Here is a 23,582-nt window from a genome sequence, read left to right as displayed (position 1 = left end):
CACCGAGTCTATGCAATCGATGTCCAAGAGCGTGCCGCTGATCTACGTCGCCGACGACGACGAGCCGACGCTGGAGCTGATCGAGGCTTTTCTGGCCCGTGACGGGCTGGAAGTGGTGGGCTTTTCGGACGCCGCGCGGCTGATCGCGGCCATCGCCGGCCGCAAGCCGGACGCCATCCTGCTGGACGTGCGCATCCCGGGCCTGAGCGGCCTGGACGCCCTGAAGACCCTGAAGGAATCCGACGCCGCCGCCATCCCCGTGCTGATGCTGACCGGCGACGGGCGCTTCGACCGCATCGTCCAGGCCATGCAACTCGGCGCCAAGGGCTATGTCATGAAGCCGTTCGACGGCCCCAAGTTGGTTGGCGAAGTGCGGGCGATGCTGAAGTAGCTAGCCGATCAGGCCCTTCAGCCAGGCCAGGGTCTCGTTGCACCAGGCCAGGAAGTTCTCGAACAGGCTGGGCGCCTTGGTCGACGCGGCGGGCTTCTTGACCTCGACGGGCACGAACCAGCTGGGCGCGGCCGGCGGGGCGCAGTTCATCCGCATGCCGACGCCCTTGAGATAGCCGCGCCGCACGCCGCCGGACTGGATAGCTTTCGCGATCGCCTTGTCGTGCTTGGCCGCGCCGGTCAGCTTGCGGATCCAGCTACGGAACGGCAGCACATCCCGCGTCGTGTCCCGCACGCCCGAGACGCCGACGCCATAGGCCGCGTCGGCGACCTTCTTGCCCTTGGAGCGGTTGTCCGGCGGCGGGGCCTCGTCGAGGTCGGGACCCAGGGCCGCGTCCAGCCGGCCGATCTCGGCGGCGATGGGTTCGCAGCGGGAGAGGCCGGTCATGTCATAGGGATCGGCGACGGCGCGTTGCAGCACCGCCGGGATGCTCTTCTGCTTGAGGTTCAGGTCCTCGAGCGGCGCGGTGGCGGCGTCGCGGAAGGTGTCGTGCTGCTGCATCGTGCCCTGGTCCGTTTGGGCGATGGCCGGACCGGCGAGGGCGAGCAGCAGGAGAGCGAACGGCGCGCGCATCACGGTCGCTTCACCACCTGGCCGCCCTTCATGACGAAGACGACGTCGCGCGTCGCCTCGATCGCCTGGGTCGGGTCGCCCTGAACGGCGACGATGTCGGCCAGGTAGCCGGGCTTCAGCTGGCCCAGGTCATTGGCGCGGCCCAGCACCTTGGCGTCGACGGCGGTGGCGGCCAGCAGCGCCTGCACTGGCGTCATGCCCTCCTTGACCAGCCAGATCAGCTCGCGGGCGTTGTCGCCGTGCTTGAACACGCCGACGTCGCTGCCCATGCCGATGGTGACGCCGTTCTTCACGGCCAGCTTGAAGGCGCGGTCGGCGTTGTTCATCGCCGCCGTCGGCGGGGTCTTGCCGGCGACATAGCCGCCGAAATAGGTCGAGGTGCTCTCGACCGCAGTCAGGGTGGGGAAGAACACCACGCCCTTCTCGGCCATCAGCTTGAAGGTGGCGTCGCTGCCGCCATAGCCATGCTCGATGGTGTCGACGCCGGCCAGCACCGCCCGGCGCATGCCCTCGTCGCTGGAGGCGTGGGCGGCGACCGGCCGGCCGCTGGAATGGGCCGCCTCGACCAGGGCCTTCAGCTCCTCGATCGAGAAGGTCGGCTGGGTCGAGCCATCTGGGCCGATGCGATAGTCGGCATAGACCTTGATCCAGTCCGCCCCCGCGCCGGCCTGTTCGCGCACGGCCTTGACCACCTCGGCGACGCCGCTGGCTTCCTGGGCGCCCTGGGGCAACTCGGCCTCGGGGTTGTAGTTCTTGCGGGCCGGGCCGTACGAGCCGGTGGCCACGATGGCGTTGGTCGCTACGAACAGGCGCGGACCGGGGATCAGCCCGTCATTGATCGCCTTGCGCAGCGGCACGTCGGCCGAGCCGACGCCTTCGGTGCCCAGGTCGCGCAGGGTGGTGAAGCCGGCCTCCAGCGTCGCCTTGGCCTGCACCGCCGCCCGCAGCGTGCGGTAGGTCGGCGTCTCCTTCAGCACCTGATCGTCCCACAGGGTCTCGTTGTAGGGATGCAGGAAGAGGTGGCTGTGCAGGTCCATCAGGCCCGGGATCACCGTCGCGCCGGGCAGGTCGACGATTTCGGCGCCCCTAGCATCCACTTGGGCATCGATCTGGGCGGCCGGACCCACGGCGGCGATTTTGCCGTCCTTGACCAGCACCGCCCAGCCCTCGCGCGGCGGGCCGGCGTTCTCGGCGGTCCAGACGCGGGCGGGCTTCAGCAGGATCGGCTGCGCGGCCTGGGCGAGGCCGGGCGCGAGGGTCAGGGCGAGGGCGGTGATCAGGCGGCGCATGAACGACTCTACGGTTGAGGCGCCCAGCTAAGCCGAAATCGGCTCAGGCGCCAAAGCGCAGATGGATCAGCGGGTAGGGCCGGCCCTGGCTGTCCAATTCGGAGCGGCCGGTGCGCTCGAAACCCATGTGCTCGTAGAAGCCGACGGCCTGGGTGTTCTGTTCGTTGACGTCGGTGGTCAGGGCGGGATGAACGGCCAGAGCGTAGTCGATCATGATCGCGCCGATGCCCGCCCCGCGATGGGCGGGATCGATGAAAAGCGCCTCCATGTGGCCCTCGTCGATCAGCATGAAGCCCAGCGGCCGGTCCCGGTCGTCGACGGCCAGGGTCATGGGCGCGTAGGGCAGGAAACCTTCGACCTCGGCGCCGATCGCGGCGCGGTCCTCGGGCGAGAGAAAGTCGTGGGTCGCATCGACGGCGGCGGCCCAGATCTCGACGACGCGCGGGCCGTCTTCGGGCCGGGAAGGGCGGAGCTTGATCATGGCGGCGGTCTAGCCCGCCGGAGCCTCCCGCGCCAGCCACGCGCATACCTCGGCGGTGTGGGCGTCGGCCGGGAAGGCGCACTCGATCCGCAGCTCGTCCAGGGTGATGTCGCGCGGCGCGGCGAAGGTGGTGATGGTCTCGAAGAACCGCAGCTCACCGAGATCACTCTGGAAGATCAGGTTCAAGACCGGGGCCGGCTCTTCCTCTACGTCTCGGAAGCGCCAGCGGGCCGGCACATCGGGATAGGCCAGCACCTCGTCCAGCAAAGCCTGGGCGGTGGTGTCGGAGGGGACGGCGGCGATGTCGGCGTGCAGGTGGCGCAGGAACTTCTGGGCGACCTCGGGCCAGTTGACGATCACCTTGCGAAAATCGTCGGGGTCGAACACCTGGCGCAGCAGGTTGCTGTGCGGGCTCTGCTGGCCGCGCATCAGCAGGGCGTTGACCCGCTGAGCGGCGGTGTTGGCCATCAGCACGTCGAAGTGACGGTTGATGACGAAGGCCGGGTAGGGCTCCTGGTGGGCGATGATCAGCTCGATCGCCTCGCGCATCCGCTCCAGGGCCGGGGTGACCAGGGTATTTTCCGAGTATTGCGGCGCATAGCCGGCGGCCAGCAGCAGGGCGTTGCGCTCGCGCAGCGGCATGTCCAGGGCGTCGGCCAGGCGGGCCAGGGTCTCGCGGCTGGGCTGGGCCTTGCCGGTCTCGACGCACGACAGGTGGCGGGTCGAGACGCCGGTGTCCAGTGACAGGTCCAGCTGGCTGAGCCGCCGCGCCGCCCGCCACTCGCGCAGCAAGACCCCGACGGGCGGATGGGACTTCCTAACCTGGCTGGACGTCATGCGCGCTCCCTAACCGTCGGGCTCCGACGGAACCATGACCTGCGAGGTCATGCTGATCTGGTCGCGCCCAGAGCGCTAGTCGTCGCAAAAGGTTGGACCGGACACTGCTGACAGGTTCGGGCTCGAGGCCGTCCAATCTCATCGCGCTGAGGGAGCGTGCGTTTGGAAAAGATCGACCTGAAGGCGGTGCTGCCGGCGCTGTACAACGCCCCGCGCGGGCGGTTCGTGATCGTCGACGTGCCGCCGATGAGCTATCTGGCGGTCGAGGGCGAAGGCGATCCCAACACCTCGCCGGCCTATGAGGCCGCGATCGAGACGCTGTACGCGGCGTCGTACACCCTGAAATTCCTGACCAAGGCCGCGATGGGACGCGACTATGTCGTGCCGCCGCTGGAAGGGCTGTGGTGGGCCGACGACATGGACGACTTCGTCACTCGGCGGAAGGACCGCTGGCGGTGGCGGATGATGATCGCGACGCCGGACTTCATCGATGCGCCGGTCGCCATGCGGGCGATCGAGAAGGCGCGGGCCAAGGGCAAGGCGCTGGAGGCCGTCAGCTTCGAGCGCCTGGAGGAGGGCCGGTCGGTCCAGGCCCTGCACGTTGGAGCCTATGACGAAGAGGGTCCCGCGCTGGAGGCCCTGCACAAGCGGTTCCTGCCCGCCAACGGCCTGACGCCGGCCGGGCTGCACCACGAGATCTATCTCAATGACCCGCGCCGGACGCCGGCGGAGAAGCTGAGGACGCTGCTCCGCCAGCCGGTTCGGGCTGTCGCCTAGATCTCTTGGTTATATTTGCCGACGCGGTCGCCCAGGCGCGGCTTCACTTCCTGGCGGAAGAGGGCGCGCATGTCGTCTTCCGACTGGGTGCTCTCGACCACCACCACCACCTCGGGTTTGTTCGAGGAGGCGCGGACCAGGACCCACGAGCCGTCTTCCAGGTGCACGCGCACGCCGTTGACGGTGATCACCTCGGTGATCTTGCGGCCCAGGATCGAGCCGCCGGCGGCGAACAGGTCCTGGTATTCCTTCACCACGTCGTCGACGACGCCGTACTTCACCTCGTCGCCGCACTTGGGGCTCATGGTCAGCGAGGTGAAGGCCACCGGCAGGGCTTTGCGCATGTCCGACAGCTTCACGCCCGGATTGCGATCCAGCATGGCCAGGATGGCGGCCGCGGCGGTCAGGCCGCAGTCATAGCCGTAGCCCAGGTCGCCGTTCATGAAGAAGTGGCCGCTCTTTTCGAAGCCGGCCAGAGCATTGAGCTCGGCGCTCTTGCGCTTGATGTAGCTGTGGCCGGTCTTCCAGTAGATGACCTTGCAGCCGTGCTGCTGGAGGATCGGGTCGGTGGCGTAGAGGCCCGTCGACTTCACATCCACGACGAAGGTCGCGCCGGGGTTCAGCGGGGCCAGGTCGCGGGCCAGCATCAGGCCGATCTTGTCGGCGAAGATCTCCTCGCCCTCGTCGTCGACCACGCCGCAGCGGTCGCCGTCGCCGTCGAAGCCGAAGGCCAGGTCGGCCTTGGTCTCATGGACGGCATGGGCCATCGCATGCAGCATCTCGGCGTCTTCGGGATTGGGATTGTACTTGGGGAAGGTGAAGTCGAGATCGGTGTCCATCGGGACGACTTCGCTCACGCCCATCTTCTGCAGGGCCTCGACCACGAAGGCGCCGGCCGTGCCGTTGCCGCAGGCGGCGATGACCTTCAAGGGACGGGTGACGCTGGCGCGCTTGGCGACGTCGTCGATATAGCGCTGGGCCTCGCCCTGCACGCGGATCAGCTTGCCGCCGTCGCGCTCGACGAACTCAGCGCCGAGGACGATCGCCTTCAGGCGGCTCATCTCGTCGGGACCGAAGGTCAGGGGCTTCTGGGCGCCCATCTTCACGCCGGTCCAGCCGTTCTCGTTGTGGCTGGCGGTGACCATGGCCACGCACGGGATATCGAGGTCGAACTGGGCGAAGTAGGCGGTGGGCGACAGGGCCAGGCCGATGTCGTGGACCTCGCAGCCGGCGCTGATCAAGCCCAGGATCAGGGCGTTCTTGATCGAGGTCGAATACGAGCGGAAGTCGTGGCCGACCACGATCTTCGACTGGCCCAGCTCGTGGATGTAGGTGCCCAGGCCCAGGCCCAGCGCCTGCACGCCCAGCAGGTTGATCTCGGGCCCGAATAGCCAGCGCGCGTCGTACTCGCGGAAGCCGGTCGCCTTGACCAGCGGTTCGTTTTCATACGCGGCGGTATTCGCAACGAGATCGGCGCGGGGCGCGGAGAACATCGAAAGCTCGCTTCAGTTGAGATGGTGTGGCTTTAGCCGTGCGAAGCCCGCGCGACTAGCGCGTTCGCATGACAAAGTTCGATAAAATCAGATGTGACTTAGATCACGCCGGCGCGAAGCAGGTCGTGAACATGCAGGATGCCCACGGGGCGATCAGCTTCGACCACGAACAGCACTGTGATGCGGCGGTCGTTCATGATCTTCAACGCCTCGGCCGCGAGGGCGCCGGGCGTGATGGTCAGCGGAGCCTTGGTCATGACCTCGCCGGCCGAATGGGTCAGCAGGCCGTCCATGTGTCGGCGCAGGTCGCCGTCGGTGATCATGCCGGCCAGGGCGCCCGCGCCATCGACGACGCCGACCGCGCCGAAGCGTTTTTCGCTCATCACCAGCAGGGCGTCGGGCATCGGCGCGTCCAGGCCGATCAGCGGCAGCTCGTCGTCCCCATGCATCAGGTCGCCGACCGTACGCAGCATGGCCCCCAGCTTGCCGCCGGGGTGGAAGACGCGGAAGTCGCTGGCCGTGAAGCCGCGCCGCTCCAGCAGAGCCACCGCCAGCGCGTCGCCCAGGGCGATCTGCAGGGTGGTGGAGGTGGTCGGGGCGTTGACCTCGGCCGTGGCCTCTGGCGCATCGGGCAGCAGCAGCACGATATTGCCGCCGCGCCCCAGCTGGCTGTCTTCGAACGCGGTCATGGCGATCAGCGGGATCGAGAAGCGGTTGGCGTAGGCGATGACGTCCGACAGCTCGCGCGCCTCGCCCGACTTCGACAGAGCCAGCACTACGTCATCGGGGCCGATCATGCCGAGGTCGCCGTGCGAAGCCTCGGCCGGATGAACGAACATCGCCTGGGCGCCGGTCGAGGCCAGGGTGGCGGCGATCTTGCGGGCCACGTGGCCGGACTTGCCCATGCCGGTGCAGACAATGCGGCCCTTGGCGTTGAACATCGTCTCGACGGCGCGGGTGAAGGCCTCGCCCAGCGAGTCGGCCAGGGTGCGCAGGGCGTCGGCCTCGGTGCTCAGCACGCGGCGGCCGATGGCGACGGCATTGAAGTCGCTCATTGGGGGACCTGGTCGGGCATCTGGCTGGCGGCCTCGACGGCCTTCTTGGCGGCTTCGTCGCGACGGGCGGCGGCGTCCTTCTCGCGTTGCAGCTTGGCCTTCATCTCGGGCGTCTGCTGCACCGGCGTGTGGCCGAACGGCCCCCACGAGCGGTCGCCTTCGCCCTGCGGCCAGACGAGCGAAAAGGTGATCAGGGCCAGGGCGATAAGCCCCATCAGCGGCATGAAGAAACGATCCGGCATGGTCCGCCTATAGCACGGCCTTTAGGGCGAGGGAGAGGCGATGACGGGAGAGGGCGCGGCATCGGCGCTTGACGCTGCGCCCGCCTGGCCTTAGCCCGCGCCCATACCTCCCCAGTCTATAAGGAAGCCCGATGCCGACGCTTGTCCTGCTCCGCCATGGCCAGAGCCAGTGGAACCTGGAAAACCGCTTCACGGGCTGGGTCGATGTCGACCTGACCGCCGAGGGCGAGGCCCAGGCCAAGAAGGGCGGCGAGCTGATCGCCGCCGCCGGCATCAACATCGACCACCTGTTCACCTCGGTCCAGACCCGCGCCATCCGCACGGGCAACCTGGCCCTGGACGCCGCCAAGCAGAGCTTCGTGCCGGTGACCAAGGACTGGCGCCTGAACGAGCGCCACTACGGCGGCCTGACCGGCCTGAACAAGGCCGAGACCGCCGAGAAGCACGGCGAGGCCCAGGTCACCATCTGGCGCCGTTCGTACGACGTGCCGCCGCCGGAACTGGCCCCGGGCGGCGAGTACGACTTCAGCAAGGATCGCCGCTACAAGGGCGCGACCCTGCCGTCGACCGAGAGCCTGGCCACCACCCTGGTCCGCGTGCTGCCGTACTGGGAGAGCGATATCGCGCCGCACCTGGAGGCCGGCGAGACCCTGCTGATCGCCGCGCACGGCAATTCGCTGCGCGCCATCGTCAAGCACCTGTTCAACGTGCCGGACGACAAGATCGTCGGCGTCGAGATCCCGACGGGCAATCCGCTGGTCATCGAACTGGACGCCGGGTTGAAGCCGACGGGCGCCCGCTACCTGGACGAAAGCCGCGCCGAAGCGCTGCCTTCGGTCGCCTAAGCTTCACCGGAAGCTGTTGGAAACACGGCGTTAATTTTGGTCTGCGCATGGTGATCCCTCACGACGGGATTCCATGCCAGACATGAGCGCGCCAGCGCCCAACACCCAGGAATACAAGCGCCTGACGCAGTATGACGTTGACGTCATCTGCGCCAAGCACGATCGCCTGTGGTCGGCCCGGATGGGCGGGGCGCGCGCCGTCTTCGCCTTCTGCGACCTGTCGGGCCTGTCGATGACGGGCCGCAATCTGTGCGACGCCGACTTCACCGGCGCGATCATGGTCGGCTGCGACCTGCGCAAGACCAAGCTGGACAACGCCAACTGCTACGGCGCCGACATGCAGGGCGCGGACCTGACCGACGCGTCCTTGCGTCGCGCCGACCTGCGCGGCTCCAGCCTGCGCGGCGCCAACCTGACCGGCGCCGACATGTTCGAGGCCGATCTGCGCGAGGGCACGATCGCCGCCGCCGATCGCAAGGAAGGCTACAAGGTCATCGAGCTGACCCAGCGCGAGGCCTATGCCAGCGGCGCCAACCTGTCGGGCGCCAATCTGGAGCGCTCGCGCCTGTCGGGCATCGTGGCGACCAAGGCCGACTTCAGCGACGCGATCCTGAAGGACGCCAAGCTGGTCCGCGCCAACCTCAAGCAAGCCAATTTCAACGGGGCGAACCTGGCCGGCGCCGACCTGTCGGGCGCCAACCTGGCCGGGGCCGACCTGCGCAATACGGTCCTGGTCGGCGCCAAGACCATGTCGTGGAACGTCAACGACACCAACATGGAAGGCGCTTTGACCGACAAGCCGTCGGGCACCAGCGTCTCGGACCTGCCGTACGAGCAGATGATCGCCGACCACGCCAAGTGGATCGAGACCGGGGGCGGCGAGGGCAAGCCTTCGGTGTTCGACAAGGCCGACCTGCGGAACCTGCGCTCGATCCGCGGTTACAACCTGACGGCCCTCTCGGCCAAGGCGGCGGTGTTCTACGGTTTGGACATGGAAGGCGTTCAGATGCAGGGCGCCCAGCTGGAAGGGGCGGACCTGCGGGCCTGCAACCTGCGCCGGGCCGACCTGCGCGGCGCGCGGTTGAAGGGCGCCAAGCTGACCGGCTCGGACCTGCGCGACGCCCAGCTGGGGCCGCTGCTGATCGCCGCCGATCGCGTGCTGCCGTGCGACCTGACGGGCGCCATCCTGACCAATGCCGATTTCGCGCGCGCCGACCTGCGCCAGGCCCGCATGGCCGGGGCCGACGTCTCGCGCGCCAACTTCACGGGAGCTCAGCTCAAGGACATCGATCTGACCGGCGCGATCCGCATGGCGGCGCGCGGATTGGACGACGTTCTCTAGAAATTTTCGCGACATTCGGACGCAGGCTTAACTGTTCACTCGTCCATCGCCGCTACAGTCCGCGTAACACACAAAAGAACACTAACGGGGACCATCGTTATGAACGCCGCGCAAAGCGTGGCCGGGCGGCGACGCCTGAGCCAAGCCGAGCTCGACATGATCGTAACGGCGCACGAGAAATTCGTTACCGGCAAGCAGGGGGGCAAACGCGCCTCCCTACGCTTCGTGCAGCTGTCGGGCCTAGATCTGTCGTTTCGGAATTTGACCGACGCCGACCTGACCGCCTCCATCCTTGAAGGCTGCCGCATGGTCCGCACCAAGCTTGATCGCGCCAGCCTGTTCGGCTGCGACCTGCGGACCAGCGACATGCGCCAGGCCTCCCTGGTGCGCGCCGACCTGCGCGGCGCCTGCCTGCGCGGCGCCAACCTGGCCCAGGCCGACCTGACCCAGGCCGACTTCCGCGAAGGCCAGGTCGCCATCCCGCATCCCCGCAAGGGGCTGGACACCCTGCGTCACGAGACGCGCCAGGGCGAGGTCGACGAGGTCAACTTCTCGGGCGCCACCCTGGACGGCTCGCAGTTCGAGGGCGTCTCGGCGTTCAAGGCCGACTTTAGTGATTGCTCGCTGCGCGGCGCCAAGCTGTCGGGCGCGAACCTCAAGGAAGCCAACCTGGCCGGGGCCATCCTGGACGGGGCCGACGTCAAGGGCGCCAACCTGGAAGGGGCGAACCTGTCGGGCGCGGTGATGACGGGGGTCGACACCTCTACCGCCCGCGTCAGCGGCGCCAGCATGAACGGCGTGCTGCAGACCTCGACCCGCGAGGCGGTGGCCAAGGCCGAAGAGCTCTACAAGCGTTGCATGGACAATCAGCGCTGGTGCCAGACCGGCGGCAAGGAAGGCCAGCCGGCCCGTCTCGACGGCGAGGACCTGCGTCCGCTGGGCGATCGGCTGAAAGGCCTGCGCCTGACCGCGCTGAACGCCAAGGGCGCGTGCCTGGTGGGGCTGGACCTGTCGGGCGTCCAGCTGCAAGGCGCGAACCTGCAGAACGCCGACCTGCGCGGGGCCAACCTGCGCGGCGCAGATCTGCGCGGGGCTCGCCTGACCGGCGCCAACCTGACCAAGGCCGACCTGCGCCAGGCGATCCTGGCGCCGCTGCCGCTGGGGCCCGAGCGCCAGACCGTGGCCAACCTGCAAGCAGCCCGCCTGCGCTACGCCATGGTCCAGGCCGCCGACCTCAGCGAGGCGGTGTTCGACGACGCCGACCTGCGTGGAGCCGACCTGACCGGCGCGCGTGTCGGCAAGACCAGCTTCCGCAAGGTGGACCTGACCCGGGTCCATGGCCTGGACCTCTCCGTGCGCTGAACATGAAAAAGGCGGCGCATCGCTGCGCCGCCCAAGTTCAGAGGGGAGTGGGGATCAGAAACAGAGGTCGCCGATTAGGCGGCCTTTTCGCCTTCGATCAGGGTCGAGGACGGAGCCGACTTGATCTCCACGGTGCGGGGCTTGAGGGCTTCCGGCAATTCACGCTTCAGCGCGATCGACAGCAGGCCGTTCGACAGATCGGCGTCGACCACCACCAGGTAGTCGGTCAGCTGGAACTTGCGCTCGAAGTTACGCTCGGCGAGCCCGCGGTGCAGGTACTGCTTGGCGTCGCCATCGTTGGCGGCCTTGCGACCGGTGACGGTCAGCAGGTTTTCCTTCACCTCGACGTTCAGTTCTTCCGGCTTGAAACCGGCCACCGCGATCTCGATGCGGTAGTCGTTCTCGCCGGTGCGTTCGATGTTGTAGGGGGGATAGCCCGAAGCCGCTTCGGTGCGGGCGGCGGCGTCCAGCTGGTCGGCGAGGCGGTCAAAGCCAACGAGCGAGCGGTACAGGGGCGAAAGGTCGATCGTACGCATAGGTCTAGATCCTTCTTATCAAGCAAGGTCTTTGAATGTTCGTCCCGTCGGCGACCCGAAATCGGCATCGCCAGGTGGTCCGGAAGGCCCGGGTTTCCAGCGCCTTCGTGAAACTAGTTGGTGAGCGGATTTTCGGGTTCAAGGGGGCTCCAGCTCAAAGAACGTGAATCGTTTGACGCACCGGTTCCCCCGGCTAAGGTCGCGCCTCCAATCTTCGCCGAAGGACACGTCCCCATGCCGCTTCGCCGTCACGTCCTGTTGCTGGCCGCCGCCCTGACCCTGGCCGCGCCCGCCGCCTTCGCTTCCACCGATGCGGCCCTGAAGGCCGCCGTCGCCTCGCCGAACCGCCCCGCTGGCGACGTCGCCCGCGACGGCGCGCGCCACCCGGTCGAGAGCCTGGACTTCTGGGGCCTCAAGCCCAAGCAGACCGTGATCGAGATCTCGCCCGGCGGCGGCTACTGGACCGAGATACTGGCTCCGTACGCCAAGGCCACGGGCGGCACGTACGTCGCCGCCGTCGCCGACCTGTCGAACCCGAAGATCTCGGAAGGGGCCAAGAAAGGCCGCGCCGACTTCGAGACTCGGTTCTCCGATCCCGCCAAGTACGGCAAGCCGCAATACGCCAATTTCGGCGCGGTCTCGGGCCCGCTGGGCGCGCCGGGCTCGGCCGACCTCGTTTTGACCGCCCGCAACGTCCACAACTGGACCCAGGCGCCGGGCATGGCCGACAAGGTGTTCGCCGACTTCTTCGCGGTGCTGAAGCCGGGCGGCATCCTGGCCATCGAGGATCACCGCGCCGACCCGCGCTCGGAAAAGGACGCCGGCGCCGACGGTTACCTGAACACCGCCACCGTGATCGCCCTGGCCGAGAAGGCCGGCTTCAAGCTGGACGCCAAGTCCGAGATCAACGCCAATCCCAAGGACACCAAGGACCATCCCTTTGGCGTCTGGACCCTGCCGCCGACCAAGCGCACCGCGCCGGGCGGCCAGCCGGCCAATCCCAGCTTCGATCGCGCCAAGTACGACGCGATCGGCGAAAGCGACCGCATGACCCTGCGCTTCAAGAAGCCGGCCTGACTTTGGCCAAGGTCGACCGGCATCTTGCTGGACGCGTTACGGGGGAATGATGCTTCCAGCTCGGAATTGGTCGCGGCGTGGGGTGCTGGCCGGCGTTAGTGCGCTGGCGCTCACCGCTTGCGGCAAGAAGAACGATCCGGCCAAGGTCGAGGCGAAAGCCGCCGAGAAGGCCGGGCCCAAGACGATCGAGGCGGTGGTGGCCGGCGACTGGCGCCGGTCCGAGGACCGCGCGCGCGACGTCTGGCGCCATCCCGTCGAGACGCTGAAGTTCTGGGATCTCAAGCCCGGCCAGACGGTCGTGGAGTTTTGGCCCGGGGCGGGCTGGTACACCGATATCCTGGCGCCGTACCTGGCCGACACGAAGGGTCACCTTTACGAGGCCCTGCTGCAGACCGACCCCGCCGATCCGGCCGCCGCCGAGATCGCCGAGGGCTATCGTCGCAAGCTGACCGAGAAGAAGAAGGTCTATGGCGACGTGCAGTTCACCGCCTTCGGCCCCACCAGCGGTCCGGTGGCGCCGGGCGGCACGGTCGACCTCGTCCTCTTCCTGCGCAACCTGCACAACTGGATGGCCGGCGGCATCGCCGAGAAGGCCTTCAAGGACGCCCTGGCGGCTCTGAAGCCCGGCGGCATCCTGGGCGTCGAGGAGCACCGCGGCGAGCCGGGCCGGGTGCAGGACGTGCTGGCCGAGGACGGCTATGTCCAGCAGGACTACGTGATCCAGATGGCCAAGGAGGCCGGCTTCGTGCTGGTCGCGGCCAGCGAGATCAACGCCAACGCCAAGGACACCAAGGACCATCCGTTCGGCGTCTGGACCCTGCCGCCCACGCGCCTGTCGGCGCCGCGCGGCGAGCCGGCCGAACCCGGCTTCGACCACGCCAAGTACGACGCGATCGGCGAGAGCGACCGCATGACCCTCAAGTTCATGAAGCCGAAATGACGGGGCCTGCCGCGCAGGTAAAGTTGACAAAAACCCCGACTAGGGTCGCCTTCTATCAGGGGAAGAAATAACAGCCTGGGTCGTCTGAACGGTGTTTACTTAACCGGGCGGCCCGGTCTAGCTTTTCGTAACAACTCGCGCAGAGGGAGATCGCGCATATGGCCACGATTCAAGAGATCACCGACCGCATCAAGGGCGCCGTGGGCGACGACAGCGGCCTGGGCAAGAGCCTGAAGTTCGACCTGAAGGACGCCGGCGTCATTCACATCGACGGCGGTTCGGTGACCAACGAAGACAAGCCGGCCGACCTGACCATGACGCTCAGCCTGGACGACCTGCTGGCCATCGGCGCCGGCTCGCTGGACCCGACCATGGCCGTCATGACGGGCAAGCTGAAGCTGTCGGACATGGGCACGGCCATGGCCCTGCAGCCCAAGATGGGCGCTCTGTTCGCCAAGATGCGCTAAGCCGAAGATGACGGAAGAACCGGCGCGTCTGGTCTCGACACCCGAGGCTCCGGTTCCCGCTTCTGGCAAGGCCGAATGGTTTCGCGGCGCGGATGGGGCGACCCTCCGCGCCGCGACGTTTTTCCCGGATGGTCCCGCGCGCGGAACGGTGGTGCTCAGCCCCGGGCGCAGCGAGCCGCTTGAGAAGTATTTCGAAGTCGTCGACGACCTCCTGGCGCGCGGCTTCGCTGTGCTGCTGCATGACTGGCGAGGGCAGGGGCTGTCGGCCCGCGCGCTGCCGGACCGCCTCAGGGGCCACGCCCGGGGCTTCAAGACCTTCATCGCCGACTACAAGGCGCTGCTCGACGCGTTCGAGACGCGGATGCCCAAGCCGTGGGTCGCGGTCTCCCACTCGATGGGCGGCTGCCTGACCATGCTGGCCCTGGCCCACGGCGAGACGCGGTTTTCGGCCACGGTGCTGTCGGCGCCCATGCTGGGCCTCAACACGGCCGGCGTGCCGCCCTGGCTGGCCAAACCCCTGGCCTGGACCATGTCCCGTATCGGCAGGGCCGGGGACTATGTGTCGGCGCCCTACGATCCGCTGGTCCAGACCTTCCAGGGCGATGGCCTGACCCACGACGAGACGCGCTACGATCGTTACCAGAACCAGCTGCGCGCGGATCCCGAGATCGCGCTGGGCGGCATGACCTGGGGCTGGGCGGATTTCGCCATCTCGGCCTGCGCCTGGCTGAGGACCAGCAAGGGCGTCGAGGCCATCGCCACGCCGGTCACCATCGTCGGGGCCGAACTCGACAACCGCGTGCTGAATTCAGACGCCCAGGCGATCGCAGGGCGCATCCGCAAGGGCCGCTATGTCGAGGTCCCCGGCGCGTTCCACGAGGTTTTGATCGAGACCGATCCCCGTCGCGCCATCTTCTGGAAGGCGTTCGACGAGACCGTCGATCCCGTTGCGCCGCGCGAGCCGCTTATTTCGCCGAACGTTTCAGACTGACCAGCGCCTCGTCCAGCGGACGGCGGTCGCCGGAGATGACCATCTGGCCGCCGTTCGGGCCGATGGGCTCGCCGCGCCAGTTGGTGACCAGGCCACCAGCGCCTTCGATCAGGGGGATGGCGGCCTCGATATCCCAGGACTTCAGGCCGGCCTCGATGACCATGTCCATCTTGCCCATGGCGACCATGGCGTAGGCATAGGCGTCGCAGCCCTGGCGCGCCAGCTTGGCGGCCGCGCGCACCTGCAGCCAGGCGCCGCGCTCGGCCCCGTCGAAGCAGGCGTCGGCGTCGGTGGTGGCGATGACGGCGTCGGTCAGGTCGGCGCATTCGCGCACGCGCAGCGGCGTCTCCTGGCCGCGCGCCAACAGGCGAGAGCCGCCAGCGTGGCCGACGAAGATCTCGTCCATATAGGGCTGACCGATCGAGCCCAGCACGGGGCGACCCTGATGGCGCAGGCCGATCAGAGTGGTCCACAGCGGCAGGCCCGAGATGAAGGCGCGCGTGCCGTCGATCGGGTCCAGAACCCAGACGAACTCGGCGTCCGGACGGTCCTCGCCGTACTCTTCACCGATCACGCCGTGCTCGGGATAGCGCTCGGTGATCAGCTTGCGGATCGCCGCTTCCGCGCCGCGGTCGGCCTCGGTCACCGGGTCGAACGCCGCGTGGGTGTCACGCGGCAGGTTCTTGCCCGCCCCCTTGTCCTCAAGGCCGTGGTCGGCCCGGAACAGCGGCAGGATCACCTGCGCCGAAGCGCGGTTCAGGTCGATGATGAAGGCGTCGAGCGCCGCGAGCGTGTCAGCGGAGAGCGTCATGGGGCGGGGTTTAACGCCCCCGCCCTAGGTACGCTAGCTCACACGGACAACTTACGCGTCGGCGTGCTCGGGACCGCCGCCGTTCAGCGACTTGGCCAGGTCCAGCAGGCGACGGCGCGGACGCTCGCCCAGCAGGTAGTAGGCGCGGATCAGGTCCAGCGTCTCCTTGCGCGCGAACATTTCGCCGCCCTCGGCCGACTCGCCGGTGTTCTCGCGGCGCACGTCCGACAGGCCGTCGTAGAAGTAGCCAACCGGCACTTCCAGGGCCTCGGACAGTTGCCACAGACGCGCGGCGGAGATGCGGTTGGCGCCGCACTCGTACTTTTGGATCTGCTGGAACCGAACGCCGACGGCCCCCGCCAGTTGTTGCTGGGTCAGGCCCAGCAGACGACGGCGGCGACGCAGACGCTTGCCCAGATGCGTATCGATGTCGTTACCCATGGAAGCCGTGCCCCCTAGCTTTTCTCGACCCGTCCCGAAACGGAACGGTCTGGGCTGACAGCCGCAAGTCGCGTGCCGGGCGAAGCCACGTTGCGCGATACGTGCGGGGCAGCCTACTTAGGAGCCATGTCGGATAAGCGTCAGCCTTGGGTTCAGGACCTTCTGTGGCGGTTGGAGGCCTTGGGCTTCGACCTCTTTATCGGCGCGGTGCGCCTGATGGGCGTGGACCGCGCCTCGGACTTCGGTGGTTGGCTGGGCAAGACGTTCGGGCCGATGAGCGGGGCGCACAAGGTCGCCACGCGCAATCTGAAGCTGGCCTTCCCCGACAAGGACGCCGCCTGGCACGCCCGCATCCTGGAGGAGCAGTGGGAGGGGCTGGGCCGTTCGTTCGCCGAATTCCCGTTGATGGACAAGATCTTGCCGTCGACCGGCCGGGTCGAGGTGGTCAACGCCGAGCGCCTGAATGAGATCGCCGAGCAGAAGATCCCGGTGGTGTTCGTCTCAGGCCACCTGTCGAACTGGGAGGTCATGCCGGCCGCCATCGTCGACAGCGGCGTGATCTGCGAGATGACCTATCGCGCGGCCAACAATCCCTATGTCGACAAGCGCATCCGCGACAGCCGCTTCCGTTATGGCGTGCGCCTGTTCGCGCCCAAGGGCGGCGACGGCTCGCGTGAGCTGCTGCGGGGCATGAACGAGGGCAGGTCGGTCGCGCTGATGAACGACCAGAAGTTCAACAGCGGCGTGGCGGCCCCGTTCTTCGGCCACGATTCCCGCACCGCGCCGGGGCCCACGCGTCTGGCGATCCGTTTTGGCACGGTCCTGCAGACCATGTCGGTGCAGCGGGTGAAGGGCGCTTATTTCCGGGCGGTGGTGCACGAGCCGATCGTCCCGCCCAGCACCGGCGATCGCACGGCCGATATCGAGGCCGGGGTGCGGATGATCAACGCCTTCATGGAGGATCGCATCCGCGAGCGGCCGGCCGAGTGGTTCTGGGTCCACCGGCGCTGGCCGAACGAGGTCTATGCGGAGCTGGCCGAGCGCGAACGCGCGGCGGCAGGCGGAGAGGGAGCCTAGATCTCCAGCGTGCCCGAGGCCGCGTCCTTCTCGTCGGCGCGGCGGAAGGGGCCGGGATGGTGCGGGTCGACACGGCGACGGCGGCACGGGCCGAAATAGTCGGCCGAGCGGATGAACGGCCGCGGGTGGTAGATCACCGTATTGATGCGATCCAGCAGCGAGCGGGCGGTCACCGGCTTGACCACCACCTCGGTCACGCCGGCGTCGCGAGCCTCGAACACACGGTGACGTTCGGCAAAGCCAGTCAGCATGATGATCGGCAGGAACGGGTCGACGCTGTCGGGCGAGTTGCGGACCAGCTGGGTGAACTGCACCCCGTCCAGCGGCGACATCTTGAAGTCGACAATGGCGATGTCGGTCTGCCAGTCGCGCAGGATCTGCAAGCCCTCGGCGCCGTCCATGGCCTCGCGGATGTGGCGGACGCCGACACCCTTGAGGATGGCCGAGACGATCGAGCGGATATGCTGGTTATCGTCCACCAGCAAAAAGCGCAGCTTTTCCAGCGCCGCCGACATGCGGGAGCCGCCTCCTGAAGGATCTTGCGGAAAGACCGGAACCTTGGCGTCCGTTCCCCCGACGGACCCCTATCCCGATCGGCGGCATAGCTAGCGAATGATTTTAACTCGCGCCAGGGGGGAAACTTAAGCTTGGAAAGGCCCTGCGCCGACCAGCAGGGATGGGTCCAGGTTGCGGCCGCGCCACTTCATGCGCCAGCACAGGTGAGGGCCGGTCGCGCGGCCTTCCTTGCCGGTTTGCGCGATCAATTGGCCCTGTTTCACATAAGTGCCCGTGGGGACGAGGATTTTCGACAGGTGCAGATAGGCCGTCACCAAACCCTGGCCGTGATCGACCAGGACGAGACCGCCTTCATAATGCAATCCAGTCTCGGCGAAGGCGATCACGCCGCCCGCCGGAGCGCGCACTGGCGTGCCCACCGGGGTCGCCAGGTCAACCCCATAATGGGGACGCTTGGGTTCACCATTCAGGATCCGCTGGCCGCCGAACCGGGCCGAACGGCGCGCGCCGACAACCGGTAGTATGAATCCGTCGCGAAACCCCTCCAGGTCGATCTGGCTGGCGAAGCCGGCGACCTTGCGCACGTTCTCTGCGGTGATCCGCTCCAGCAGGGCCGGGTCGGTCGGAGTGACCTGCTCGGGCGGCAGGCCGTCGATGCGCTGGATGTCGAAGTCGCCCGGCGCGATCGTGCGCTCGTCGATGGCCGAGCCGTCCGGCGTGGTCACCGTCAGCTTGCTGGCCGGCGGAGCGTCGCGGTCGAAACCGATCACGAACCAGCCGTTGGCCGAGGCGGTGGTCTGAACCAGGCCATCGACGTCGATCAGCGCGCGTGGCGTGGTGCGGCCGACGGCATAGCCGCCCTGGACGAACTTGCCAGATAGGGAAAGACCCGGCGCGGCCGCGTGCGCGAGCCCCGCCAGACCGGAAAGCGGAAGCGCGGCGATGACCGCGCGGCGGCTCAGGCCTCTTGCCAACGCTTCAGCGCCTCGGTGGGGCCGGCATAGGCTTCCTGGTGCTCGGGGCTCCAGTAGCGCAGGGCTTCCAGCGGGATCTGCTTGTTGGTCACGGCGCACAGCACGAAGCGGCCAGGGCTGAGCACGGCATATTCGCCGTCGCCATAATGCAGGACGGCCAGGCCGTCGGACTTGCCGAGATCTCGATCGAAAGCGTTCATGGCTCTTACTCTACGCCAACCCGAAGGCTCAGAACAGGTCGCCCTGATCGGCCGGCGGCGCGGCCGGCTTGGGGCGGGGTTTCGGCGCCGGCGCTGCTGCGGGCGCAGGCGGCGGGACGAAGCCGCCTTCGCCGTCGATCACTGCGTCGCGGTCGCCGCTCTTGAACTTCAGGTTCACGCGCTCGCCCGAGACCAAGTCGGCGGCCGAGCGGGCCAGGGTACCGTCGCCCTTGCGAACCAGGGCGAAGCCCAGCTCCAGCGGCCGCTCGGGGTTCAGCGACTGGCGCAGCTTTTCCAGGTTGGCCAGGCGGTCGGCGTCGCGCTGCAGGCGGCGGTCGCCGGCGGCGTTCAGGCGCTGCCACAGGGCGGGCAGGCGCGCGTGCTGGGCGGCGCGGTCGGGAACGCGGCGGGCGGCCAGATCCAGGCGACGGCCGAGGTCCGCGACGCGGTCGGCCTTGCTAGCATGCTGACGGCGCAGGGCGTCCGGCGTCAGGCGCGCGGTGACCTTCAGCAGCTCCTGGGCGTGGACGGTGGTGTTGCGGTGCAGGGCCGCGTCCAGGCGTCCCGAGGCGATGTCGAACCGTTGCTGGGCCAAGGCCAGGATATCGTCGGGGCGGGGCAGGCCGCGGGCGGCGCTGACCAGGCGGGTGCGGCGATCCTCGATCGTGCGCGAGCCGCAGCGGTTCAGGCGGCGGTCGAAGTCCGAGATCAGGGCGCGCAACTCGGCCAGCACCGGCGTGGCCATCTCGGCGGCGGCGGTCGGGGTCGGCGCGCGGCGGTCGGAGACGAAGTCGATCAGGGTGGTGTCGGTCTCGTGGCCGACGGCCGAGATCAGCGGGATGGTCCCCTCGGCCACGGTGCGGGCCAGGCCCTCGTCGTTGAAGGCCCACAGGTCCTCGACCGAGCCGCCGCCGCGCGCGACGATCAGGATGTCGGGACGCGGCACCGGACCGCCGGGCGCGATGGCGTTGAAGCCACGAATGGCCGCGCTGACCTGGCCGGCGGCGGCGTCGCCTTGCACCACGCAGGGCCAGACCAGCACCTGGCAGGGCCAGCGGTCACGGATGCGGTGCAGGATGTCACGGATCACCGCGCCGGTCGGGCTGGTGATGACGCCGACGACGGCCGGCATCGAGGGCAGGGGGCGCTTGCGCTGAGCGTCGAACAAACCCTCGCCAGCCAGCTTGGCCTTCAGCCGCTCCAGCTGGGCGAGCAGCGCGCCGACGCCGGCGGCCTCCATGCTGTCGATGACGATCTGGTAGCGCGAGCCGGCCGGATAGGTGGTGATCTTGCCGGTGACGATGACCTCGAGCCCGTGCTCGGGCCGCACGCCCAGGCCCCGCACGTTGCCTTTCCAGACGACGCCGTCGATCGCGGACTTGTCGTCCTTGATGGTCAGATAGACGTGGCCGTTGCTGTGGTGCGTGACCTTGGACAGCTCACCGCGCAGACGCACGAAGCCATAGCGGTCCTCCAGCGTGCGCTTCAGGGCGAAGGCCAGCTCGGAAACCGAATAGGGCGGCGCGTTGGAATCGTTCGGCGCGAGGTCCGTCATGGGAGCTTATCTAGGGCGGAAGTCCGCTCGGGTCATCAGTAACGCCCAACAAACACCCGATCTCCCCGGCGAAAGCCGGGGCCCAGATCGAGCCCACGAACGCCTGACGAATTGGACGGGCGTATCTCGGATCATCCCAAACCGCTCAGGCTGAATCTGGGCCCCGGCTTTCGCCGGGGAAACGGACTGTCGGGGCTGAAACGCAAAAATCCCGGACGGCCTTTTGGGCCATCCGGGATCCGCCGCCTGAGAGACTTTTGTTCTTCTTAGATGTAGCGGCGAAGCGAACGGGCGAGCTCGGTGGCGCCGCCCTTCTTCTTGGTCTGCTGCGGCTGGTAGGCCACGCGGGCGTGTTCGACGCAGTAGGGGCCTTCCGACGAGCGGCGGCCGCAGAAGGTGAAGCCTTCCGACGACGGGTCGCCGATCGGCCACTTGCACATGTGCGCGCCCAGGGTCAGCACGGTGGCCGAGCCCGGCTCTTCATGCCGGAAGGCCGGCAGCGGCGCGGGGGCCGAGGCCACCGGAACCGACGAGGTCGGCGCTTCGACCGGGGTCACGCGGCGCGGCGCCGACGGCATGGCCTGGGCGGCCGGACGGGCCGGACGCGGGGCCTTGAACGCCGGGCGCGCCGGTTGCGAGGGGGCCGCGCGGCCCGACAGGCCCAGGCGGTGCACCTTGCCGATGACGGCGTTGCGCGTGACGCCGCCCAGTTGTTTGGCGATCTGACTGGCCGACAGGCCGTCCAGCCAAAGCTTCTTCAAGGTCGAGACTCGTTCGTCGGTCCAGCTCATAACCCGTCTCCGCCGTTTACCTAGGAGAGACGAGCGTCCCCACGCCCATCGCCCCTACATTTGGTGATCGGACAGCCCCGCCGGCTGTCGTCCTACTAGATATCGTAAAGAATGTGTTAAAGCGCACAATAGGCGCCAACGACTCTGTCCACAGAAACAAGATGTTGATTCACGCAAGCCCAAGCTTGCGGAACGGCCCCTCAAGGCGCACATGGCCAAGCAACACAACGGGTTGAGCCTATGAGAGATATGACGAACAGCGTCATTCCGCCGCAGCCGCGCGACTACCACGGCTGGAATTGGTCCGGGTTCGTCACCCTGTATCAGCGTGAAATCCGCCGGTTCTGGAAGGTCGGGACTCAGACCGTGGCCGCGCCGGTGGTCACCACGCTGCTCTACATGCTGGTCTTCGTGGTCGCCGTCGGCGCCAGCCGGCCGGCCGTGGGCGGGGTCACCTTCGGCCATTTCGTGGCTCCGGGCCTGATCATGATGGCGATCCTGAACAACGCCTTCGCCAACTCGTCCTCGTCGCTGATCCAGGCCAAGATGATGGGCCTGACGCCCGACTTCCTGACCCCGCCGCTATCGGCGCTGGAGCAGGTGCTGGGCTTTACCCTGGGCGCGGCGACGCGCGGTATCGTGGTGGGCGCGGTCACCGCCATCGTCATCGGCGTGCTGCCGGGCGCGGGCCTGTCGATCGCCCACCTGTGGGCCATCCTCTATTTTGGCGTCGCTGCCTCGCTGATCCTGGGCCTGGCCGGCGTGCTGGCCGGCCTGTGGTCGGAGAAGTTCGACCAGCTGGCCGCCGTCACCAACTTCCTGATCATGCCCATGACCTTCCTGTCGGGCACGTTCTACCTGGTCGACAAGCTGCCCGAGCCGTTCCGCACGGCCAGCCACTTCAATCCGTTCTTCTATCTGATCGACGGCTTCCGCTACGGCTTCATCGGCCATGCCGACGGCTCGATCCTGATCGGCGTCGCGGCGACTGGCGCGCTGACCGTCGCGATGTTCCTGTGGTGCTGGCGCCTGTTCGTCACGGGTTACCGTCTGAAGAGCTAGGTTTTCCGCCGGTTTTTCAGGGCCTTTTCACAGTCCCTTGATTGACACGACGTCGTTCCACGGCGACAACCTGCGGCCTTCCGGTCCCCGCACTTGCAGTGCGGGGGCTTCTTTCCTTTTAGGAGGGCCGGTCCTTGAGCACCGCGACGTCGTCCAACCCCGCACAACACCACATCATGGGCGTCTACAACCGCGCCCCGCTGGCGTTTGAGCGAGGCCGAGGCGCGCGACTGTTCTCGACCACGGGCGAGGAATACCTGGACTGTGTGGCCGGCATCGCCACCTGCGGCCTGGGCCACGCCCACCCCGTGCTGGTCGATGCGCTGAAGACCCAGGGCGAGAAGCTCTGGCACGTCTCCAACATCTACACGATCCCCGAGCAGGAAGTGCTGGCCGACAAGCTGTGCGCGGCCACCTTCGCCGACGTGGTGTTCTTCACCAACTCGGGCACCGAGGCGATCGAGTGCGCCCTGAAGGCCGCCCGTCGCTATCACGTGGTCAACGGCCAGGCCGAGCGCGTGAACATCATCGGCTTCGACGGTTCGTTCCACGGCCGGTCGTACGCGGCGGTCAACGCCTCGGGCAACGCCAGCTATCTGGACGGCTTTGGTCCGCGCCTGCCGGGCTACATCCAGCTGCCGTTCGGCGACATGGACGCCCTGAAGGCCGCCATCGACGACAAGACCGCCGCGGTGATCATCGAGCCGGTGCAGGGCGAGGGCGGCGCGCGCGCCCTGACCGAAGCCCAGCTGATCGAGCTGCGCCAGATCACCCGCGACGCCGGCGTCCTGCTGATCTTCGACGAAGTGCAAAGCGGCATGGGCCGGACGGGCAAGCTGTTCGCCTACGAGTGGGCGGAAGGCGCCGAACCGGACATCATGGCCGTGGCCAAGGCCCTGGGCGGCGGCTTCCCGGTCGGCGCCTGCCTGGCCTCGACCGAGGCGGCGCGCGGCATGACCCCGGGCGTTCACGGGTCGACCTACGGCGGCAACCCGCTGGCCATGGCCGTGGGCCAGGCGGCCTTCGACGCGATCAACAGCGAAGAGCTGCTGGACAACGTCAAGACCGTCGCCGGCTACTTCACCCAGCAGCTGAACGGTCTGAAGGACCGCTTCCCGGACGTCATCGTCGACATCCGCGGCAAGGGCATGCTGATCGGCATCAAGGTGGTGCCGAACAACCGTGACTTCATGGTCATGGCCCGCGATCAGAAGCTGCTGATCGCCGGCGGCGGCGACAACTGCGTGCGCCTGCTGCCGCCGCTGAACCTGACCGTCGAGGAAGCCAGCGAGGCGATCGCCAAGCTGGAAAAGGCCTGCGAAACCGCGCGCGCCAAGGCCTCGGCTGCCTAAAACCTCTCACCCCCGTTTTCCCGGCGAAAGCCGGGACCCAGATCA

27 protein-coding genes are annotated in these 23,582 nt (G+C 67.9%); 12 read left to right on the top strand and 15 right to left on the bottom strand.

Annotated elements, in window-relative coordinates; genetic code table 11:
• Positions 1-19 precede the first annotated feature (19 nt).
• Positions 20-391 (top strand): response regulator, encoded by a 372-nt coding sequence (locus tag J7528_RS07605; protein WP_291872419.1) that lies wholly within the window; start codon positions 20-22, stop codon positions 389-391.
• On the opposite strand, the gene J7528_RS07600 is transcribed toward J7528_RS07605, so the two are convergent.
• From J7528_RS07600 to J7528_RS07585, 4 genes are read right to left on the bottom strand one after another with little or no spacing between them, the layout of a single operon-like run.
• The gene (locus J7528_RS07600; protein ID WP_291872417.1) at positions 392-1,024 is read right to left on the bottom strand and encodes a hypothetical protein; all 633 of its coding nucleotides are present in this window, start codon (positions 1,022-1,024) and stop codon (positions 392-394) included.
• Entirely contained in the window at positions 1,024-2,313 is a 1,290-nt protein-coding gene (locus J7528_RS07595; protein ID WP_291872415.1) for an amidohydrolase family protein, read from the bottom strand. The genes J7528_RS07600 and J7528_RS07595 overlap by 1 nt, the downstream gene beginning before the upstream one ends.
• A gap of 43 nt (positions 2,314-2,356) precedes the next feature.
• Positions 2,357-2,794, bottom strand: coding sequence for an acetyltransferase (locus tag J7528_RS07590; protein WP_291872413.1), 438 nt, complete (start codon positions 2,792-2,794; stop codon positions 2,357-2,359).
• A 9-nt stretch (positions 2,795-2,803) separates the two neighbouring features.
• A complete protein-coding gene (locus J7528_RS07585) occupies positions 2,804-3,631 on the bottom strand; it encodes a helix-turn-helix transcriptional regulator (protein WP_291872411.1) in 828 nt (275 codons plus the stop codon).
• Between the two features lie 162 nt (positions 3,632-3,793).
• Between J7528_RS07585 and J7528_RS07580 the strand changes: the two genes are divergently transcribed.
• On the top strand, positions 3,794-4,408 hold the full coding sequence (locus tag J7528_RS07580; RefSeq protein ID WP_291872409.1) for a GyrI-like domain-containing protein: 615 nt from the start codon (positions 3,794-3,796) through the stop codon (positions 4,406-4,408).
• Here the strand turns inward: J7528_RS07580 and J7528_RS07575 are convergent.
• From J7528_RS07575 to J7528_RS07565, 3 genes are all read right to left on the bottom strand, one after another.
• The gene (locus tag J7528_RS07575) at positions 4,405-5,901 is read right to left on the bottom strand and encodes a phosphomannomutase/phosphoglucomutase (RefSeq protein ID WP_291872407.1); all 1,497 of its coding nucleotides are present in this window, start codon (positions 5,899-5,901) and stop codon (positions 4,405-4,407) included. The genes J7528_RS07580 and J7528_RS07575 overlap by 4 nt on opposite strands.
• Positions 5,902-5,999: 98 nt before the next feature.
• Positions 6,000-6,956 (bottom strand): KpsF/GutQ family sugar-phosphate isomerase, encoded by a 957-nt coding sequence (locus J7528_RS07570; protein WP_291872405.1) that lies wholly within the window; start codon positions 6,954-6,956, stop codon positions 6,000-6,002.
• Complete coding sequence (locus J7528_RS07565) at positions 6,953-7,180, bottom strand: hypothetical protein (RefSeq protein ID WP_291872750.1); 228 nt, start codon at positions 7,178-7,180, stop codon at positions 6,953-6,955. Before J7528_RS07565 ends, J7528_RS07570 begins: the two co-directional genes overlap by 4 nt.
• Before the next feature lie 149 nt (positions 7,181-7,329).
• Here J7528_RS07565 and gpmA point away from each other — a divergent pair, with 149 nt between their 5' ends.
• The 3 genes from gpmA to J7528_RS07550 all read left to right on the top strand — a co-directional run bounded on the left by gpmA (position 7,330) and on the right by J7528_RS07550 (position 10,747).
• On the top strand, positions 7,330-8,043 hold the full coding sequence (gene gpmA / locus J7528_RS07560) for a 2,3-diphosphoglycerate-dependent phosphoglycerate mutase (protein ID WP_291872403.1): 714 nt from the start codon (positions 7,330-7,332) through the stop codon (positions 8,041-8,043).
• An 82-nt stretch (positions 8,044-8,125) separates the two neighbouring features.
• On the top strand, positions 8,126-9,385 hold the full coding sequence (locus J7528_RS07555) for a pentapeptide repeat-containing protein (RefSeq protein WP_291872401.1): 1,260 nt from the start codon (positions 8,126-8,128) through the stop codon (positions 9,383-9,385).
• A gap of 99 nt (positions 9,386-9,484) precedes the next feature.
• Positions 9,485-10,747, top strand: a complete 1,263-nt coding sequence (locus tag J7528_RS07550) for a pentapeptide repeat-containing protein (RefSeq protein ID WP_291872399.1) — start codon at positions 9,485-9,487, stop codon at positions 10,745-10,747.
• Positions 10,748-10,821: 74 nt separating this feature from the next.
• Here the strand turns inward: J7528_RS07550 and J7528_RS07545 are convergent, their stop codons facing one another.
• Positions 10,822-11,283, bottom strand: a complete 462-nt coding sequence (locus J7528_RS07545; protein WP_291872397.1) for an Hsp20 family protein — start codon at positions 11,281-11,283, stop codon at positions 10,822-10,824.
• A gap of 234 nt (positions 11,284-11,517) precedes the next feature.
• On the opposite strand from J7528_RS07545, the gene J7528_RS07540 reads away from it, so the two are divergent.
• The 4 genes from J7528_RS07540 to J7528_RS07525 all read left to right on the top strand — a co-directional run bounded on the left by J7528_RS07540 (position 11,518) and on the right by J7528_RS07525 (position 14,758).
• Positions 11,518-12,360 (top strand): methyltransferase, encoded by an 843-nt coding sequence (locus tag J7528_RS07540; RefSeq protein WP_291872395.1) that lies wholly within the window; start codon positions 11,518-11,520, stop codon positions 12,358-12,360.
• 46 nt (positions 12,361-12,406) lie between these two features.
• Positions 12,407-13,300, top strand: coding sequence for a methyltransferase (locus J7528_RS07535; RefSeq protein WP_291872393.1), 894 nt, complete (start codon positions 12,407-12,409; stop codon positions 13,298-13,300).
• A gap of 158 nt (positions 13,301-13,458) precedes the next feature.
• Positions 13,459-13,767 carry an SCP2 sterol-binding domain-containing protein gene (locus tag J7528_RS07530; protein WP_291872392.1) on the top strand — a complete coding sequence of 103 codons (309 nt, stop codon included), beginning with the start codon at positions 13,459-13,461 and terminating at the stop codon, positions 13,765-13,767.
• A gap of 7 nt (positions 13,768-13,774) precedes the next feature.
• Positions 13,775-14,758, top strand: coding sequence for an alpha/beta hydrolase (locus J7528_RS07525; protein WP_291872390.1), 984 nt, complete (start codon positions 13,775-13,777; stop codon positions 14,756-14,758).
• Here J7528_RS07525 and hisN read toward each other — a convergent pair.
• The gene (gene hisN, locus J7528_RS07520) at positions 14,733-15,569 is read right to left on the bottom strand and encodes a histidinol-phosphatase (protein ID WP_291872388.1); all 837 of its coding nucleotides are present in this window, start codon (positions 15,567-15,569) and stop codon (positions 14,733-14,735) included. The genes J7528_RS07525 and hisN overlap by 26 nt on opposite strands.
• 51 nt (positions 15,570-15,620) lie before the next feature.
• The gene (locus J7528_RS07515; protein ID WP_291872386.1) at positions 15,621-16,010 is read right to left on the bottom strand and encodes a helix-turn-helix transcriptional regulator; all 390 of its coding nucleotides are present in this window, start codon (positions 16,008-16,010) and stop codon (positions 15,621-15,623) included.
• A gap of 126 nt (positions 16,011-16,136) precedes the next feature.
• Here J7528_RS07515 and J7528_RS07510 point away from each other — a divergent pair, with 126 nt between their 5' ends.
• A complete protein-coding gene (locus tag J7528_RS07510; protein ID WP_291872384.1) occupies positions 16,137-17,087 on the top strand; it encodes a lysophospholipid acyltransferase family protein in 951 nt (316 codons plus the stop codon).
• Here the strand turns inward: J7528_RS07510 and J7528_RS07505 are convergent.
• The 5 genes from J7528_RS07505 to gcrA form a co-directional block, all read right to left on the bottom strand.
• Positions 17,084-17,602, bottom strand: coding sequence for a response regulator (locus J7528_RS07505; RefSeq protein ID WP_291872383.1), 519 nt, complete (start codon positions 17,600-17,602; stop codon positions 17,084-17,086). The genes J7528_RS07510 and J7528_RS07505 overlap by 4 nt on opposite strands.
• A 126-nt stretch (positions 17,603-17,728) precedes the next feature.
• Positions 17,729-18,577, bottom strand: coding sequence for a M23 family metallopeptidase (locus J7528_RS07500; RefSeq protein ID WP_291872381.1), 849 nt, complete (start codon positions 18,575-18,577; stop codon positions 17,729-17,731).
• Positions 18,562-18,777 (bottom strand): DUF2093 domain-containing protein, encoded by a 216-nt coding sequence (locus J7528_RS07495; RefSeq protein ID WP_291872379.1) that lies wholly within the window; start codon positions 18,775-18,777, stop codon positions 18,562-18,564. Before J7528_RS07495 ends, J7528_RS07500 begins: the two co-directional genes overlap by 16 nt.
• 28 nt (positions 18,778-18,805) lie before the next feature.
• Positions 18,806-20,332 (bottom strand): exodeoxyribonuclease VII large subunit, encoded by a 1,527-nt coding sequence (gene xseA / locus J7528_RS07490; protein ID WP_291872377.1) that lies wholly within the window; start codon positions 20,330-20,332, stop codon positions 18,806-18,808.
• A 266-nt stretch (positions 20,333-20,598) separates the two neighbouring features.
• Positions 20,599-21,123 carry a cell cycle sigma 70 cofactor GcrA gene (gcrA, locus tag J7528_RS07485; RefSeq protein ID WP_291872375.1) on the bottom strand — a complete coding sequence of 175 codons (525 nt, stop codon included), beginning with the start codon at positions 21,121-21,123 and terminating at the stop codon, positions 20,599-20,601.
• A gap of 240 nt (positions 21,124-21,363) precedes the next feature.
• Here gcrA and J7528_RS07480 point away from each other — a divergent pair, with 240 nt between their 5' ends.
• Together J7528_RS07480 and J7528_RS07475 are read left to right on the top strand one after the other, a co-directional pair.
• A complete protein-coding gene (locus tag J7528_RS07480) occupies positions 21,364-22,185 on the top strand; it encodes an ABC transporter permease (protein WP_291872373.1) in 822 nt (273 codons plus the stop codon).
• A gap of 134 nt (positions 22,186-22,319) precedes the next feature.
• Positions 22,320-23,537, top strand: coding sequence for an aspartate aminotransferase family protein (locus tag J7528_RS07475; RefSeq protein ID WP_291872371.1), 1,218 nt, complete (start codon positions 22,320-22,322; stop codon positions 23,535-23,537).
• The last annotated feature ends 45 nt before the right edge of the window (positions 23,538-23,582 follow it).

Source organism: Caulobacter sp., assembly GCF_017744445.1.
Taxonomy (GTDB): Bacteria; Pseudomonadota; Alphaproteobacteria; order Caulobacterales; family Caulobacteraceae; genus Caulobacter.
Note: the sequence above shows the minus strand (reverse complement) of the source record. Positions and strands in the feature narration are given on the sequence as shown.